This is a genomic window from Pseudoduganella sp. RAF19, assembly GCF_052114165.1.
Classification (GTDB): Bacteria; Pseudomonadota; Gammaproteobacteria; order Burkholderiales; family Burkholderiaceae_D; genus Rugamonas.
In genome coordinates this window covers 250,913-264,306 of the sequence record NZ_JBFREF010000004.1, presented here as the reverse complement: position 1 = coordinate 264,306, position 13,394 = coordinate 250,913, and the positions used below count along the sequence as shown (strand labels likewise).

The window sequence follows — 13,394 nt, the reverse complement described above, 5'->3', positions numbered from 1 at the left end:
GACAGCGCCATTGTATTACGCGGGCGATTCGCCTTCCGAAAGCCGCTTGGCGGTGCGCAGTGCCTCGGTGATGACTTCGAAGGCGCGCTGGCGCTCCTCGCGATCCGGCACTCGCAAGGCGAAGGCAGGATGGTAGGTGGCGACGATCCAGCGGCCATCGCGCTGCACGGGTTCTTCCATGTAATCCTTCAGGCTGACGGCGCCGCTTTGCAGGACCGACTTCAGGGCCGTGGCACCCAAGGTGACGATAACGTCCGGCCCCACAGAATCCAGTTCCGCTTCCAGCCAGTAGTGACAGGCCATTACTTCTTTCTGCCCCGGTGTCTTGTGCATGCGCCGCTTGCCGCGCGGCTCCCACTTGAAGTGTTTGACGGCATTGGTGACGTAGACTTTGCGGCGGTCCATTTCGGCGGCATCCATCGCGCGATCAAGCAGCTCGCCAGCGGGGCCGACGAAAGGCTTGCCCGCCAGATCCTCCTGATCCCCGGGCTGTTCGCCGACCAGCATGATGCGTGCGTGGCGCGCGCCCTGCCCGCCAACGGCTTGCGTGGCGTTCTGCCACAGGTCGCAGCGGCGGCACTCGTCCAGCGTGCTGGGTTGCCGGCGGTCCGGCTGTGCGTCTTCCGGCGTGATGGGAATTGTGCTGCCTTTGCGGCGCGTGACTGCCTCCAGCTGGCCAACCTTGCGTGCGCCGGCCGCAGCTTGCGTAATCAGGTGCGGCACCACCGCCGCTTCGGGCATATTCTTCCAGAAACGTGAGCGCACATGGCTGTGCATGATGTCGGCATTGAGGCGCGCCGGATTGAAGATGCTGCGATAGTAAGTGAGCCACATCGCTTCGCTCTCGTCTTCAATTTCTTCAGGACCGTGCAGCAACGGACCAGTGCTGTGCAGCTGCGCGCCGTCCCACATGACGGTGGCATCGGGCGTGGCAATCAGCCAGCTGGTATTGCCCATGCGGCGTGCGAAGTGTTCGGCCACTTGCGGCAGCACATCATGCTCAGGCTCGAACCAGGCGACGAAGCGCGGCGTACCTTCGCTCGGCCTGCGTTCGCGAAAGCGCAGATAGGCGTGCATATCGTGCTCTTCGTGCCGCACAGCCTTGGCCATGCTGTGCAAGCGGTTGCCGTTTTCATCTGCCATCGACATCACCTCACGTTGGCCCAGGTTCCAGCGCCACAGTACGCGATACAGAAAGGCCCAGCGGTCCGCCGCATTGAAGCATGCGGCGCTTGCCAGCAGGTCCATCAGCTCGCGAGAAACGCGCAGGCAGCCTTGCTGCGCAGCGGATGCTCCGAGTGTGGACGCGGCTGCGCCAAACAGATCGCCTTCGCCGTCGCGCCCAAGCCATTGTACGGATTCGGGTGCAACGCGGCGCACGATCAGCTCTCGCGCGGCGGAGCGGAAACTGGCGAAGTCGTGAGCCCGGACGGCAATCATGCGGCAGCCAGCTCCGGCCACAGATTCATTTGCTGCTGCGTATCGGCCATGGCGCGGCGCAGCGCTTCGGATGTGGCGCTATCGCCTGCGGGCTTGTAGTCGGCGGCAACGATAAAGGGCGCGACCTTCTTCATGCTGCAGCGAAGACGCGACAGGTCTTCATAGCGCACGCGCCGCAAGCGCCGCAGCTCGACAATGCGCTGGGCGCTACGCAAGCCGATGCCGGGCACGCGCATGATCATCGATAAATCCGCCCGGTTCAGATCAAGCGGAAAATGCTCACGGTTGGCCAGCGCCCACGCCAGCTTGGGGTCGATGTCCAGCGCCAGGCTGCCGTCCTGCGGCAACAGCTCACGTACCTGGAAGCCATAGCCGCGCAACAGGAAGTCCGCCTGGTAGAGCCGGTGCTCACGCAGCAGCGGAGGTGGCGCCAGCGGCACGGTTTTCGGACTGTCGGGAATCGGGCTGAAGGCCGAGTAGTACACGCGCTTCAGCTTATAACTGCTGTACAGCGTTTCAGCCGTACCGAGAATGCGCTTGTCGTCGCTCGCATCGGCGCCCACGATCATTTGCGTACTTTGCCCGGCCGGCGCAAAGGCGGGCGCTTTGGGTTCCTCGGCTTCATCGAGCTTCAGGCGGATTGCGCCCATCGCCAGCTTGATGGTGTGGACGCTTTTTTCCGGCGCCAGCGCCTGCACGCTGTCCTGCGTCGGCAATTCGATGTTCACGCTGAGCCGGTCGGCATAGCGCCCCGCCGCTTCGATCAGCGCAGGATCGGCGTCGGGGATGGTTTTGAGGTGGATATAGCCGCGGAACTGATGCGTTTCGCGCAGCGTGCGCGCAACGGCCACCAGCTGCTCCATCGTGTAATCGGCGGAGCGGATGATGCCGGAGCTGAGAAACAGCCCATCGATGTAATTGCGCAGGTAAAAATCGACTGTCAGTTTTACCACTTCATCGACACTGAAGCGCGCACGCGGCACGTTGGAGCTGCGGCGGTTGACGCAATACTGGCAGTCGTACTGGCAGAAATTGGTGAGCAGGATTTTCAGCAGCGAGACGCAGCGGCCGTCGGGCGTGTAGCTGTGGCAAATGCCCATGCCGTTGGTGGCGCCAATTCCCTGCTTGCCCACTGAAGAACGCTTCGGCGCACCGTTGCTGGCGCAGGACGCATCGTACTTGGCGGCGTCGGCCAGGATCTCCAGTTTTTCTATTGTTTCCATGATATCGCGATATACTGTATATGCGTACAGTATATCGCGATTCGGAGCGCTCAGACAGCGCGAATCATGTCGACGGCTTTTTCGGCAATGGCAATAGTGGGCGCATTGGTGTTGCCTCCGATGAGGGTGGGCATGATGGAGGCATCGACCACGCGCAAGCCTTCGAGCCCGTGCACGCGCAGGCGATTATCCACCACGGCCATTTGATCCTTGCCCATCTTGCAGGTGCCGACGGGGTGATAGACCGTGTCCACGCGCTGGCGCAGGACTTCGCGGATCTGCTCTTCCGTTTCCACGCCATCGGTGTAGATGTCGCGGTGACGAACCCCAGCCAGCGCGGGGGCATCCATCAGCCTGCGCGTCATGCGGAAGCCTTTGACCATGGTGGCCATATCTTCTTCCGTGCCGAGGAAATTCGGATCGATGTCCGGATGCTGCGCGGGATCGGCACTGTGCAACGTAACGGTGCCGCGGCTGGTCGGACGCAGCACGCACACGTGGCAGGAGTAGCCATGCCGCGCGTGCAAATGGCGCCCGTGATCGTCCACCACGGCGACGCAGAAGTGCAATTGCAGATCGGGCGCCGGTAGCGATGCGTCACTGCGCAGAAAGCCGCCGCCTTCAGCGAAATTGGTGCCAAACATGCCGCGCCGCGTGCGCGCGTATTTCAGCAGATTGGCGCCGCCGCGCGCCAGCCCTGGAATCGAGAAGCCGAGCAAATCCAGGTCACGGGCGTAGTAGTTGAAGATGAAGTCGGGATGGTCCTGAAGATTGCGTCCCACGCCAGCCAGGTCATGACGCACGCCGATGCCATGCCTGCGCAACTCGTCCGCCGGGCCGACGCCGGATAGCATCAGCAGCTGCGGCGACTGGAAGGCGCCAGCGCTCAGGATCACTTCGTGCCGTGCGCGGATGGCGCGAACCTGGCCATCCTGGACGCATTCCACGCCAACCGCCCGGCGCCCCTCGAACAGCACACGCCGCACGGTCACGCCGGTTTCCACGGTGAGGTTGGCACGCACCCCCATGTGCGGCAGCAGGTAGGCGCGCGCGGCGCTCCAGCGTTCGCCGTTCTTCTGCGTGACCTGATAGATGCCGATACCTTCCTGTTCAGGGCCGTTGAAGTCCTTATTCAGCGGATAGCCGGCCTGCTGTGCGGCCTGTAAGTAAAGGCCGTGGAAAGGATTATCGGTTTGCAGTTCGCTGACATGGAGCGGGCCGCTGCGGCCGTGGTATTCGCCATCCAGCGTGGCATTGTTCTCGGAGCGCCTGAAGTAGTGCAGCATGTCCTCATAGCCCCAGCCCTCATTACCCAGCGCGGCCCAGTGATCGTAGTCGATGCGATGGCCACGGATATAGACCATGGCGTTAATGGCCGACGAGCCGCCCAGTGCCTTGCCGCGCGGCTGATAGCCACGGCGTCCGTTCAGGGCCGCTTGCGGCGCCGTTTCGAAGCCGTAGTTGTTCACCTTGTAGCGCATCATGACAGCGCCGCCGATGGGCGCGTTGACTACCCAGCTGTCGCCCTTCCCGCCTGCTTCCAGCAGTCCCACGCTGACATTGCGGTCTTCCGACAGGCGGCCTGCGAGCACGCTGCCCGCCGATCCGCCACCCACGATCAGGTAATCGAATTCCTGCATAAAGTTATCTCCCCTGGATGTTGTAGTTGTTGCTATCAAAGCGTTTTGTAATGCGCCGGTAGTGGAAGGTGAAGCCGGGCCACAGCACGAAGTTGCGGCCCTGCGCATCGAGATACCAGCTCTTGCACCCGGTGTTCCACACCGTGCTGCGCAATCTGCGCTGCAGCGCATCGTTGTAAGCGCGCTGCGCCCTGTCATGCACTTCGATCGAATGCACACCCTTGCGCAGCAAGTGGCGCACTGCGTCCACGGCGTAGCGCGCACCGGATTCGATCATGTAGATCATGGAGTTGTGGCCAAGGCCGGTGTTGGGACCAGTGATCATGAAGAAGTTCGGAAAGCCCGCGACCGTGCAGCCTTTGTAAGCGCCATCCTCGGCCAGCGCCCGGCCAAGTTCGCGTCCGTTGCGGCCGCGAATGTCGGCTTGCGCCATGCCGTGCGCGACATCGAAGCCGGTGGCGAAAATCAGCACATCGACCGGGCGCTCCTCGCCGCGGCTGGTCACAATGCTGTGCGCGCGGATTTCGCTGATGCCGTCCGTCTGCACCGACACGTGTGGCTGCGTTAGCGCAGGATAGTAGTTGCTGGCCAACAGAACGCGCTTGCAGCCCAGCACATAGCCCGGTGTGAGCTTGGCGCGCAGCGCCGGATCGGCCACCTGTTTTTTCAGAAAGCGCTTCGCCTCCCACTGCACAAGGCGTGCGAACCACGGCGCGAACACGAAGATCAGCGCGCGCGATTCGTAGAAGGAGTAGTGCTTGGCGCGGTAGAGATTCTGCAGCGGCTTCGCATGTTCGAGCAGCCATTTCTCGACGCCGCGCACAGGACGGTCCGGACGCGGCAGCACCCAGTGCGCGGTACGCTGGTAGTGATCGAGCGACGCGACCTTGGGTACGATTTCGGGAATGAACTGCACCGCGCTGGCGCCGTTGCCGATGACCGCCACGCGTTTTCCGCGCAGATCCACGTCGTGCTTCCACACCGCCGAATGGAAGGATTCGCCGCGAAACTCTTCGATCCCCTTGATGTGCGGAATGCTGGGCCGGCTCAGCGCACCGAAAGCGGAGACGATGGCGCGCGCGGTCATGCTGCCCTTATTCGTCTCGATGTGCCAGCAGCCGTCCGCTTCATCGAAGTACGCGGACTTCAGCGTGGTGCCCAGGCGGATCAGCGGCGCCAGCTCGTAATCGCGCACGATGCGCTCGGTGTAGGCAAGCAGTTCGTCCTGGCGCGGAAACAGGCGGCTCCAGCCCGCGTTCTGCGCGAACGAGAAGGAATACAGATGGCTCGGCACGTCGCAGGCAGCGCCGGGATAGTGGTTCACACGCCACGTTCCGCCGAACGCCTCATCCTTCTCAAGAATGACGATGTTATCGATGCCCGCCTCGCGCAGCTTGATGGCGCTGCATAGCCCACCGAAGCCACTGCCGATGATGACCACGTCGTAATTCACTGCCGTCTCCCGTCTGTTTTTTGTGGCAATGCCGCTTTTTTTCGACTATATTTTCGACATTAGTCATTGTCAACAACGTATCATGTCAGATTTGAAGAGCCGTCCCTACCGCGGCGTGCAGAAGGAAGACCGCATCGCCCAACGCCGCGAAAAGCTGGTCGACTCGGCGGTCCAGCTGTTCGGCAGCCAGGGATTTGCCAACACCAGCATCAAGGCGCTCTGCGTGAACGCGGGACTGACGGAGCGCTCGTTCTACGAGTCCTTCGGCGTGAAAGAAGAACTGCTGCATGCGGCTTACCTGCACGCGCGCGAGCAGCTGCTGCAGGACGTGCTGGCCGCCGCGCTGGCCGCGCAGCCCACGCCGGAAGCGCGCAATCTGGCGGCCGTCAGCACCTATTTCCGCCAGCTGCACGTCAATCCAGACCGCGCACGGCTGCTGCTGTTCGAACTGGAAGGCGTGAGTGATGCAATGAATGCGGTAGTGCGCGAGGTGCTGGAGGAATCGTCGCAAATGATCCTTAACGTGATCTGCAAGGAGCTGCCTGCCTCGCCGGGCAAAGGCCTCAACGCGACGCTGCTGGCCAGCGGCATGATGGGCGCCGTCTACCAGCTCGGCAAGATCTGGGCGCACAGCGGTTTCAAGCTGCCGGAAGAAGAACTGGTGCGCAATTCGCACGCCCTGTTCCTCGGCATGATCGGACTTTGGGAAAAATAAGAAAACAGTGATAAGGAGACGGCATGATCCTGCTTTACGCTGTAGGTACGGCCTTTCTTGGCCTCGTGCTGTTCAACCGCTTGATGCCGGCGCGCGCCGCGCACACTGCCGTGGGACTGGAGCGCAGACGCTCAGGCCTGGCGACGAAGCATGGATCACTGCCCTATCTGGAAGGCGGCAACGGCCCGGAAACGCTGGTGCTGGTGCACGGCTTCGCGGGCGACAAGGATAACTTCACTCGCATCGCCGCCATGCTGGTGCCGCACTACCGCGTCATCATTCCCGACTTGCCGGGCTTCGGCGCAGCGCGGCGCGATGCCGCGGCAAAGCACGATATCGCGCAGCAGGTGGAGAACCTGCGCGCCTTCCTCAACGAACTGGGGGTACAGCGCTTCCATCTGGGCGGCAATTCGATGGGGGGTTTTATCACCTGCGAATATGCGGCGCGCTATCCGGCCCAGGTGCGGAGCCTTTGGCTGCTGGACCCCGCTGGTACGGCTGCGGCGTTTGCAGTCCCCGCTTTCACGCACTATATGCAGACGGGCGACATGCCCTTGCTGGTGCGCGAGCCCGGCGCGATGCGCGCGCTGCTCGACACCTGCATGCACAAGCGTCCCTGGTTCCCCTGGTGCCTGGAACACCAGCTGGCGCGGCGCGCGGTGCATGACTATCCGCTGCACGTGCAAATCATGCGCGAGGTGGTGGATTCGCCCAGACTGGAAGATCAATACCAGCACATCGATACGCCAGCCCTGATCGTATGGGGCAAGGAAGACCGTGTGCTGAACCCTGGCGCGGCAAGTGCTATGCAGGCACTGCTGCCGGGCAGCGAGGTGATTCTGATGGAGGGCATCGGCCATTTGCCGATGCTGGAGGCACCGCGCCGGACGGCCAGGGATTTCCTGGCCTTCCAGCAGCGGCTAAGAGAACATCAGGCAGCCGAAGTGGCGTAAGACTTCAGGCAAGCGTCGAGGCGGGGCGCCAGGTCTGCAGGCGATGCGATCGACATCTTCAGATCGTTCAGCAGGCCGTCGCGCAGGCCGTACACGAAACCGTGCACAGTCAGTTCCTGGCCGCGGTCCCACGCATCCTGCACGATGGTGGTCTGGCAGACGTTGACCACCTGCTCCATCACGTTCAGTTCGCACAGGCGCTCGCTGCGCTTGCCGATATCGCCCAGCGCTTCGCCCAGGTAACGGTCGTGCTTCTGTGCGACGTCCTGCACGTGGCGCAGCCAGTTGTCCACCAGACCCACGCGGCCGCCGGTCAGCGCCGTGTGCACGCCCTTGCAGCCGTAGTGGCCCACGATGATCACGTGCTTTACCTTCAGCACTTCAATCGCGAACTGCAGAACGGACAGCGAATTCAGGTCCGAGTGCACCACCACGTTGGCGATATTACGATGCACGAACACCTTGCCCGGCGGGATGCCCAGCAGTTCGTTCGCCGGTACGCGCGAATCGGAGCAGCCGATCCACAGATATTCCGGCGCCACCGTCGACAGGTTGTGGAAGTAGTCAGGGTCTTTGGCGACCTTGTCGGCCGCCCACTTGCGGTTACTCTCCAGCAGATTCTGGAGGACGTCCTGGTTTTCGCTCATTGTGCTCACTCGAAGAAGTCTTTGACCTTGTCCATGAAGGACTTGGTTTGCGGGCTGTGCTTCGCGCCACCTTCCGTGGTGGAGCGGTCGAATTCACGCAGCAGTTCTTTCTGGCGGTCGTTCAGCTTCACGGGCGTTTCCACTGCCACGTGGCAGAACAGGTCGCCCGGATAACCGGAGCGCACGCCCTTGATGCCTTTGCCTTTCAGGCGGAAGGTCTTGCCGGACTGGGTACCTTCCGGCACGGTGAAGGACACCTTGCCATCCAGCGTCGGCACTTCGATCTCGCCGCCCAGCGCCGCTTTCGCAAAGCTGATCGGCATTTCGCAGTGCAGATCGTCGCCTTCGCGCTGGAATACCGGGTGCGGCTTGATGTGGATTTCCACATACAGGTCGCCCGGTGGGCCGCCATTGGTGCCAGGCTCGCCGTTGCCGGTCGAGCGGATGCGCATGCCATTGTCGATGCCGACCGGGATCTTCACTTCCAGCGTCTTGTTACGCTTGATGCGGCCCGCGCCGGAGCACGAAGGGCATGGTTCAGGAATGATCTTGCCGGTGCCGTGGCATTTCGGGCAAGTCTGCTGAATGCTGAAGAAGCCCTGCTGCATACGGACCTGGCCATGGCCGCCGCAAGTCGAGCAGGTGGTCGGCGAGGTGCCGGGCTTGGCGCCGGAACCGTGGCAGGTGTCGCACTTGTCCCAGGCCGGAACACGGATCGTGGTATCGAAGCCGTGCGCTGCCTGTTCCAGCGTGATCTCCAGGTTGTAGCGCAGGTCGGCGCCGCGGTACACCTGCGGGCCGGCGCTGCGGCGGCCGCCGCCACCGAAGATATCGCCGAAGATGTCGCCGAAAGCATCGCCGAAGCCGCCGAAACCACCGGCGCCAGCGCCCATGTTCGGATCAACGCCGGCGTGGCCATAACGGTCGTAAGCCTCGCGCTTCTCCGGATTGGTCAGCATTTCGTAGGCTTCTTTGACTTCCTTGAACTTCTCTTCCGCCTCTTTGTTGTCCGGGTTGCGGTCCGGGTGATACTTCATCGCCAGCTTACGATACGCTTTCTTGATATCGTCTTCGGACGAGTTTTTTGCGACCCCGAGGATCTCGTAAAAATCACGCTTTGCCATGGTGTGCCAATTATGCGAAAAAGCCGAGCGAGCCCGTTACTGCGGTCGCTCGGCTCGGCTGGTCAGACTTTCAGGGTTGACCGTTTGTTTGAAGCTTACTTGTTGTCTTTGACTTCTTTGAAGTCGGCGTCAACGACGTCGTCCTGCGCAGGCTTGGCTTCCGCTTGCGCGCCACCAGGGGCGGCACCCGCTTCTGCACCAGCGCCTTGCTGCGCCTGCATGTCAGCATACATCTTTTCGCCCAGCTTCTGGGCAGCTTCGGTCAGCGCGGTGACTTTGGCATCGATAGCTGCCTTGTCGCCGTTCTTGATCGCCGCTTCAACATCGTTGATGGCCGCTTCGATCTTCTCTTTCTCGCCGCCTTCCAGCTTGTCGCCGTACTCGGTCAGGGACTTGCGGGTGCTGTGCACCAGGGCGTCGGCCTGATTGCGGGACTCGGCCAGTTCCTTGACCTTCTTGTCTTCTTCCGCATTCAGTTCGGCGTCCTTCACCATCTTCTGGATTTCCTCTTCGGACAGGCCGGAGTTTGCCTTGATGGTGATCTTGTTTTCCTTGCCGGTGGCCTTGTCTTTCGCGCCCACGTGCAGAATGCCGTTGGCGTCGATGTCGAAGGTCACTTCGATCTGCGGCACACCGCGTGCTGCCGGTGGGATGCCTTCCAGATTGAATTCGCCCAGACCCTTGTTACCGGCAGCGATTTCGCGCTCGCCCTGGTACACCTTGATGGTCACGGCCGGCTGATTGTCGTCGGCAGTCGAGAACACTTGCGAGAACTTGGTAGGAATCGTGGTGTTCTTGTGGATCATCTTGGTCATCACGCCACCCAGGGTTTCGATACCCAGGGACAGCGGGGTTACGTCCAGCAGCAGCAGGTCCTTGCGGTCGCCCGACAGCACTGCACCCTGGATCGCGGCGCCAACAGCCACGGCTTCGTCAGGGTTCACGTCCTTGCGTGGGTCCTTGCCGAAGAACTCTTTGACCTTTTCCTGCACCTTCGGCATACGGGTCATGCCGCCGACCAGGATGATGTCGTCGATGTCGGACACTTTCACGCCGGCGTCCTTGATCGCAACGCGGCATGGCTCGATGGTCTTGGAGATCAGCTCTTCCACCAGGGCTTCCAGCTTGGCGCGGGTGATCTTCAGGTTCAGGTGGACCGGTGCGCCGTTCGCCATGGCGATGTACGGCTCGTTGATCTCGGTCTGCTGCGAGGACGACAGTTCGATCTTCGCGCGCTCTGCCGATGCCTTGATACGCTGCAGGGCGATCGGGTCCTTCTTCAGGTCCAGGCCGTTGATCTTCTTGAATTCGTCGATGATGTAGTCGATCACGCGCTGGTCGAAGTCTTCGCCGCCCAGGAAGGTGTCGCCGTTGGTCGACAGCACTTCGAACTGCTTCTCGCCGTCCACGTCCGCGATTTCGATGATCGATACGTCGAAGGTACCGCCACCCAGGTCATACACGGCGATCTTGCGGTCGCCCTTGTCGGTCTTGTCCAGGCCGAATGCCAGTGCGGCTGCGGTCGGCTCGTTGATGATGCGCTTGACGTCCAGGCCAGCGATACGGCCGGCATCCTTGGTTGCCTGGCGCTGCGAGTCGTTGAAGTAGGCCGGCACGGTAATCACGGCTTCGGTGACTTCTTCGCCCAGGTAGTCCTCGGCGGTCTTCTTCATCTTGCGCAGCACTTCAGCGGAGATCTGCGGTGGGGCCAGCTTCTTGTCGCGCACGGCTACCCATGCGTCGCCATTGTCGGCCTTGTTGATCTCGTAAGGCATCAGGGAGATGTCCTTCTGCACTTCTTTTTCGTCGAATTTACGGCCGATCAGGCGCTTCACCGCGAACAGGGTGTTCTTCGGGTTGGTCACAGCCTGGCGTTTCGCCGGCGCGCCGACCAGGATTTCGCCATCGTCCTGATAGGCGATGATAGACGGCGTGGTACGCGCGCCTTCAGCATTTTCGATGACCTTCGGAGCGCCGTTCTCCATGATTGCTACGCAGGAGTTGGTGGTACCCAGGTCAATACCGATAATCTTGCCCATGATTTGTTCTTCCTTTATTTACTAAATGTCAGATAGTTCTTATATGTGGAAAAGCTGATTGTTTTCAAGGCCTTACTTCGGCTGCGCCGCAGTAACGATGGCCGGACGCAACAGGCGGTCGGCAATCATATAGCCCTTCTGAAGCACATTCACAACGGTATTGGCTTCCTGCTCGGCGGGCACCATGGCCACGGCCTGGTGCTTGTTCGGGTCCAGTTTCTCGCCAGCCGCCGGCATCACTTCCACCAGGCGGTTGCGTTCGAAGGCGGAATTCAGCTGTTTCAGCGTCATTTCCACGCCTTCCTTCAGGCTGTCGAGGGTCGGTGCTTCCACCTTCAGCGCCATTTCCAGGCTGTCCTTCACAGGCAGCATGGCTTCGGCGAAGCTTTCAACAGCGAATTTGTGTGCCTTGGACACGTCTTCCTGGGCGCGGCGGCGGATATTCTCGCCTTCGGCTTTGGCGCGCATGAAAGCGTCCTGCATTTCTGCCAGTTTCGCTTCAGCGGCAGCCAGCTGCTCCTCCAGGTTGGGAGTGGCAGGTGCGTCGGCGGGAGTCGATGGTTGCGCGGCCGCCTGTTCTGCCTCTGGAATCGGGCTTGGCTGGTTTTCCTGATCTTGCATCTGTGAGACTCCTACAAATCGTGTTTGTTTGACATTACTATTGTTACCGTACTGGCTCGAAATGGGGCTTAACCCTTTTATTTCAAGGGCTATTGTCCGCTTCTCCAGCGCCTTGCGGCGCACGGGCGAGCTCGGCAGTTTGTAACGGCAGAGTTACAATCTTTACAAAACTGAGGGACACGTTAGGCAACTGATTGGCTAAACTGAAGGCAATGCGGTGCCACGGTGTGCACCGACGGAGCGCATCATGAAGTTGCCTTTTATTACCGCGACGATCATCGCCTGGGCCTTCCTCGCCACTGCGCTGATCTGCTACAGCGAACTGATCCCCTAGCCGGCTATTTTAACAGGCTGGCACTCTCACCCCGCAAGTGCTAACAACTCACTACTGGGCAGCGCCCAGCTGCTGGGCACGCACTTTCGCGATTTCGGCATCTTTTTTACGCAGCTCGCGCTGGGCCTGCGAGAGCATGGTCGGCCAGCCGATCAGGTGCTGCTCGGCGATTTCGGCCAGCGCGGCGATCCAGGCCGGCTGCTCGTTCAGGCAGGGGATGTAATTGAATTCCTTGCCGCCGTTCGACACGAAGTCGTGGCGCACTTCCATCGCGATCTCTTCCAGGGTTTCCAGACAATCGCTGGTGAAGCCGGGGCAGATCACATCCAGCCGGCGCACGCCGTCTTTTGCCAATTGCGCCACGGTCGGCGCGGTGTAGGGTTGCAGCCACTCCGCCTTGCCGAAGCGGGACTGGAAAGTGACCAGGTACTGATCTTCTTTCAGCTTCAGCTTCTCAGCCAGCAGGCGGGCCGTTTTCATGCATTCGCAGTGGTAGGGGTCGCCCAGGGTCAGCGTGCGTTTCGGTACGCCGTGGAAGCTCATCACCAGCTTTTCGCCCCGGCCGTTGTTTTCCCAGTAAGCGAGCACTGACTTCTTGAGCGCATCGATATAGGCTTCGTGGTCGTGGTAATTGCGCACCAGGCGCAGTTCGGGCTGGTTGCGGACGCGCTTGTAATGATCGAACACGGCGTCGCTGACGGAGGCGGTGGTAGTGCCGGAGTATTGCGGGTAAGCGGGCAGGATCAGGATGCGGTCGTGGCCCTCGGCTTTCAGGCGGTCCAGCACTTCCGGGATGGACGGCGAGCCGTAGCGCATGGCCATGGCAACGGTTAGCTCATTATGTCCGCGCTCGCCCAGCGCACCGCGCAGCAAGGTGGCCTGGGCCTGGGTATGCACCTTCAGCGGCGAACCTTCGCGCGTCCAGATGGTCGCGTACTTCTGGGCCGACTGCTTGGAACGGAAGGGCAGAATAATGCCGTGCAAAATGAACCACCACACCGCTTTCGGGATCTCGACCACGCGCGGGTCGGACAGGAATTCCTTCAGATAACGGCGGACCGCGCCTGGTGTCGGCTCATCGGGAGTGCCGAGATTGACGAGCACCACAGCCGTACGCGCGGCTGCCCCATGCTTGAAAGGCGGTTCTTTGGCAAATGGCATATTCTTCTTTTGTTCGCGAGAGAGCCTGCCATTATACCTTTGGG

The 13,394-nt window shown here is 61.3% G+C and carries 11 protein-coding genes; 2 read left to right on the top strand and 9 right to left on the bottom strand.

Going from position 1 to position 13,394, the window contains the following annotated elements; all coding sequences use genetic code 11:
• Positions 1 to 15: 15 nt before the first annotated feature.
• Genes AB4Z19_RS12400 through AB4Z19_RS12385 form a run of 4 tightly spaced genes read right to left on the bottom strand, consistent with a single transcriptional unit; the run spans position 16 to position 5,756 of the window.
• Positions 16 to 1,440: a UdgX family uracil-DNA binding protein gene (locus AB4Z19_RS12400; protein ID WP_442023027.1), complete on the bottom strand. Its 1,425-nt coding sequence runs from the start codon at positions 1,438 to 1,440 to the stop codon at positions 16 to 18.
• A complete protein-coding gene (locus tag AB4Z19_RS12395) occupies positions 1,437 to 2,663 on the bottom strand; it encodes a putative DNA modification/repair radical SAM protein (RefSeq protein ID WP_442023028.1) in 1,227 nt (408 codons plus the stop codon). The genes AB4Z19_RS12400 and AB4Z19_RS12395 overlap by 4 nt, the downstream gene beginning before the upstream one ends.
• Positions 2,664 to 2,713: 50 nt before the next feature.
• Positions 2,714 to 4,303 (bottom strand): GMC family oxidoreductase, encoded by a 1,590-nt coding sequence (locus AB4Z19_RS12390; RefSeq protein WP_442023029.1) that lies wholly within the window; start codon positions 4,301 to 4,303, stop codon positions 2,714 to 2,716.
• Between the two features lie 4 nt (positions 4,304 to 4,307).
• Entirely contained in the window at positions 4,308 to 5,756 is a 1,449-nt protein-coding gene (locus AB4Z19_RS12385; RefSeq protein WP_442035348.1) for a flavin-containing monooxygenase, read from the bottom strand.
• 82 nt (positions 5,757 to 5,838) lie between these two features.
• Between AB4Z19_RS12385 and AB4Z19_RS12380 the strand changes: the two genes are divergently transcribed.
• On the top strand, positions 5,839 to 6,471 hold the full coding sequence (locus AB4Z19_RS12380; RefSeq protein WP_442023031.1) for a TetR/AcrR family transcriptional regulator: 633 nt from the start codon (positions 5,839 to 5,841) through the stop codon (positions 6,469 to 6,471).
• A 23-nt stretch (positions 6,472 to 6,494) separates the two neighbouring features.
• Positions 6,495 to 7,424: an alpha/beta fold hydrolase gene (locus AB4Z19_RS12375; RefSeq protein ID WP_442023032.1), complete on the top strand. Its 930-nt coding sequence runs from the start codon at positions 6,495 to 6,497 to the stop codon at positions 7,422 to 7,424.
• Here AB4Z19_RS12375 and AB4Z19_RS12370 read toward each other — a convergent pair.
• From AB4Z19_RS12370 to hemH, 5 genes are all read right to left on the bottom strand, one after another.
• A complete protein-coding gene (locus AB4Z19_RS12370; RefSeq protein WP_442023033.1) occupies positions 7,403 to 8,071 on the bottom strand; it encodes a carbonic anhydrase in 669 nt (222 codons plus the stop codon). The genes AB4Z19_RS12375 and AB4Z19_RS12370 overlap by 22 nt on opposite strands.
• A gap of 5 nt (positions 8,072 to 8,076) precedes the next feature.
• Positions 8,077 to 9,195: a molecular chaperone DnaJ gene (gene dnaJ / locus AB4Z19_RS12365; RefSeq protein WP_442035347.1), complete on the bottom strand. Its 1,119-nt coding sequence runs from the start codon at positions 9,193 to 9,195 to the stop codon at positions 8,077 to 8,079.
• Positions 9,196 to 9,290: 95 nt separating this feature from the next.
• A complete protein-coding gene (gene dnaK / locus AB4Z19_RS12360) occupies positions 9,291 to 11,234 on the bottom strand; it encodes a molecular chaperone DnaK (protein ID WP_442027175.1) in 1,944 nt (647 codons plus the stop codon).
• Positions 11,235 to 11,306: 72 nt separating this feature from the next.
• Positions 11,307 to 11,855 carry a nucleotide exchange factor GrpE gene (gene grpE, locus AB4Z19_RS12355; RefSeq protein ID WP_442027173.1) on the bottom strand — a complete coding sequence of 183 codons (549 nt, stop codon included), beginning with the start codon at positions 11,853 to 11,855 and terminating at the stop codon, positions 11,307 to 11,309.
• Between the two features lie 385 nt (positions 11,856 to 12,240).
• A complete protein-coding gene (gene hemH, locus AB4Z19_RS12350; protein ID WP_442027172.1) occupies positions 12,241 to 13,350 on the bottom strand; it encodes a ferrochelatase in 1,110 nt (369 codons plus the stop codon).
• Between the last annotated feature and the right edge of the window lie 44 nt (positions 13,351 to 13,394).

Bases quoted from the DNA above. Each gene is read 5' to 3' on its own strand.
- AB4Z19_RS12400 (WP_442023027.1), bottom strand. From the start codon at position 1,440: ATGATTGCCGTCCGGGCTCACGACTTCGCCAGTTTCCGCTCCGCCGCG.
- AB4Z19_RS12395 (WP_442023028.1), bottom strand. From the start codon at position 2,663: ATGGAAACAATAGAAAAACTGGAGATCCTGGCCGACGCCGCCAAGTAC.
- AB4Z19_RS12390 (WP_442023029.1), bottom strand. From the start codon at position 4,303: ATGCAGGAATTCGATTACCTGATCGTGGGTGGCGGATCGGCGGGCAGC.
- AB4Z19_RS12380 (WP_442023031.1), top strand. From the start codon at position 5,839: ATGTCAGATTTGAAGAGCCGTCCCTACCGCGGCGTGCAGAAGGAAGAC.
- AB4Z19_RS12375 (WP_442023032.1), top strand. From the start codon at position 6,495: ATGATCCTGCTTTACGCTGTAGGTACGGCCTTTCTTGGCCTCGTGCTG.
- AB4Z19_RS12370 (WP_442023033.1), bottom strand. From the start codon at position 8,071: ATGAGCGAAAACCAGGACGTCCTCCAGAATCTGCTGGAGAGTAACCGC.
- dnaJ (WP_442035347.1), bottom strand. From the start codon at position 9,195: ATGGCAAAGCGTGATTTTTACGAGATCCTCGGGGTCGCAAAAAACTCG.
- dnaK (WP_442027175.1), bottom strand. From the start codon at position 11,234: ATGGGCAAGATTATCGGTATTGACCTGGGTACCACCAACTCCTGCGTA.
- grpE (WP_442027173.1), bottom strand. From the start codon at position 11,855: ATGCAAGATCAGGAAAACCAGCCAAGCCCGATTCCAGAGGCAGAACAG.
- hemH (WP_442027172.1), bottom strand. From the start codon at position 13,350: ATGCCATTTGCCAAAGAACCGCCTTTCAAGCATGGGGCAGCCGCGCGT.